Genomic DNA, 2,997 nt, shown 5'->3' with positions numbered 1-2,997 from the left:
GCGCGGCGAGCGACGTCACTCAGGCCATCACTCGACGGCTGGCCCCGGACGCCTACCAGAGCGACCATGACCGCGCTGCCTACGTCGACGCGGTGCACCGCGCGGTGACGACGATGCAGCGCGAGGTCGTGGAGATGTTGACCCGGCTGGTCGCGGGGCTCGCCGCGCTCGCGATCCCGGCGGCGGCCGCGGTAGACCCCGCCGTCTGGGCCGGGCGCCGCATCGATCTGATCCATCAGACGCTGCGGGCCCTCTTCGACCTGTTCGGCCTGCCCGAGGGCTTCGAGTTCGCCAGAGCCCTGGCAGACGAAGTGGTAACAGGCGCCGCGCCGACGGGTGGCGGGTCGCAGTGGCCCCCTGAGTCGGCCGCAGCGAAAGTCGTGCGCCTGCTGCGCGAAACCCATGCCCGGGGAGCCGATGCGTTCCGGCTGCTCGTCCTCTACGCCCCGGGATGGCATACCGCCGAGGACATCCGCGATGACATCGCCTACGCGGGGGCCTCCCCGGTCGGGCCACCCGGCCAGCCCGCGTCGCGGGCCCCTGATGCGGAGGTGCTCGGAGCCGGTGCCCGCCCGTATTTCGATCGGTTGATCGCAGTCCAGGCCGCGTCGGGACGAGGCGACGGGCCGCTGACGCAGACCGTGCGGCGCATCGCCGGCCTCTACCTGCCCGGCGCGTCCCACGAACCCGGTCCGCCCGGAGCGCTCGAGAACGATCTACATGTCCTGGGTGCGGAGCTCACCGCCCGCATTTCGCCGACCTGGCCGGACGGTCCCGATCCGGCGATCGCATTCCTCCGGGCCTGCCGGCTTGGCCAGCTGAACGCGGCCCGTGTCTTCGGGCTGCTGGTCCGACACGTTCCGAACTGGGACGACGCCTGGGATCTGCACGAAGCCATCCGCCGGGACGGTGCCCCGGGCCAGGGAACCGCCTATCCGGAGGAGGAGCCGTTGACGGATCCGGAGCTGGCCAGAGCGGCGGAGAGGTACTTCCGCCGAACAGTGCGGGGATCGGAGGCAGATCGCCCCTTCCCCGCCGACCTGGAACGCGTCGTGCGCCGACTGGTGGCGCTCTACCTCCCCGACGACCCGCGGCTGCGGGCCGCGAGCGAGCTGCCCGGCTTCGTCGAGAGCCAGGTGATCGCCGCGATCAGCCGACCCGCACCGCTCAGGCGCCGCCTGCTCCCGTGGCGCGCCAGAACCACCAGGCTCGCCATGACCGCCGTGCTCACCGTGACGTTGTGCCTAACCTTGGTAATCTTCATCACCGTGGTGCGCTGATGCGGCGGCGAACAATCACCGTCTCGCGCCCCCCGACACGGGCCGTCACCGTTCACCGGAGGCATCCTTCGTGGCGTCACCGGAGGCATCCTTCGTGGCGCCCGCCTCGCGGCGGGGCCGCCCGGGCGCCGGCCCTACTCGGCCGCGCCCAAGTCTGGAACAATGCGCAGCACTTGTGTCGGTGTCGCGACACATACCCGGTCTCTTCTGAGTTGATGCCCTTAGGTATGAAGGAAGACGGCTGGCGACACGTCCTACAGCGTGATCGTAATTGCTACGGCGAGGACGGAGGCCATGGGTAGCCCGCTGGTACCGATCATGCTCATTGTGGTGCTGCTGGTGGGTGGGCTGGTCTTCGTCATCCTCAACAACCGACCCGTCCGGCCCGGAGAGAACCAGCGACGCTCCCGTGGCCTCAACCATCAGCGCCACCGATACGGTACGGTGCCGATCCGTGACAGCTCTGACATCACCCCGCCCGACGGGATCGTCCCCGGCTTCGCCGAGCCGACGCCGGTCTCCTCGGCAACCGGTGCGACGGGCAACGCGGCGGACAGGTCAGCGGACAGCGCGAGCGGCGTCCCGGACGCAGGCGCGGCATGGGGAGGGGATGTGACCTCGCAGGTTTCCGTCGGCGGCGGTGAAGGCGACCGCGATCCCGAGTCCACCGGCTGGACGCCACCGCCCGCCGGTCAGCCGCACCTCGGGCCCGGTGCCTTCGGTGACGAACGGGCGGATGCCACCCGCTACTACGACCCGGCGACCGGCGACTATCCCCTCCCGCCAGCCGGGGAACACGCGCCGGCTCCGCGCGGTGCCGAGCCGACCCGAACGGTTGAGGACACGCCGTGGGAGAGCTCCCCCACGGCGACGACCATCCCCGTGGCTCCGCCCACTCCCCCGAGGGGGCAGGCGGGCGATCTCATGGCGATCGAGCCGGAGCAGACGACGGCCGCCGCGCTGCGACTCGCCGCCGCGGGGCGCACCCGCCGGGGCAGACGCGGCGGTCCCAACGAGGACGCGTTCGTCGTCGTCGACGGGCTGCTGGCGGTATCGGACGGGGTCGGTGGCGAGGCTGCCGGCCAGATCGCGTCCACGCTGGCGGTCACCACGGTGGCGGGTTTCCGCCCGCAGTACGCCGAGGATCCGCTTGAGGGCCTGCGCAAGGCCGTGGAACGGGCGAACTGGGTGGTCCGGACCCGGGCTCGCGAGGAGCCGGCCTGGCTCGGCATGGCCTGCACGCTGGACGTCGTCATCCTCGGGCGCCAGCAGAGCACCGGCGAGTACCTCACCGTCGCGCACGTGGGTGACAGCTCGGTGTGGTTGCAGCCCGGCAAGGGACGGCCGCGGGCACTGACCACGCCGCACGCGATCCGCAACGGTCCGTTGCTCAACGCCGTCGGGCTCGCTGACGAGATCGAGGCGGACATCTTCAGCGAGCCGGTCCGCGCCGGTGACCGGGTCGTTCTCGCCAGCGACGGCATCACCAAGGTGATGAGCCCGGAACAGCTCGACGGCCTGCTGAGCGCGCTGGGGCCCGAGCCGCCCGAACGGGCCGCGGACGCGCTCGTCGAGGCGGCCCTGCTGGCCGGTGCCCGGGACGACACCACCATCGTCGTCGCGGATCTGGTGTCCGAACCCGCAGCCCGGTGAGTTCGTCCGGTCACCCGGTCACCTGGACACCCGGCGCCCGGCCCGGCGCCCGGACGTCCTAGAC

Annotated in this window: 1 protein-coding gene and 1 pseudogene; both read left to right on the top strand. The window is 71.7% G+C overall.

Features of this window, described 5'->3' with window-relative positions:
- Positions 1 to 1,280, top strand: a pseudogene (locus ACY5KJ_RS19290) (hypothetical protein); the annotation flags it as partial.
- A 294-nt stretch (positions 1,281 to 1,574) separates the two neighbouring features.
- Entirely contained in the window at positions 1,575 to 2,933 is a 1,359-nt protein-coding gene (locus tag ACY5KJ_RS19285) for a PP2C family protein-serine/threonine phosphatase (protein WP_462204030.1), read from the top strand.
- Positions 2,934 to 2,997 lie beyond the last annotated feature (64 nt).

The organism is Frankia sp. CcWB3, from assembly GCF_977927595.1.
Note: the sequence above shows the minus strand (reverse complement) of the source record. Positions and strands in the feature narration are given on the sequence as shown.

Excerpts from the sequence above, each read along its gene's own strand:
- ACY5KJ_RS19285 (WP_462204030.1), top strand. The coding sequence starts at position 1,575 with ATGGGTAGCCCGCTGGTACCGATCATGCTCATTGTGGTGCTGCTGGTG.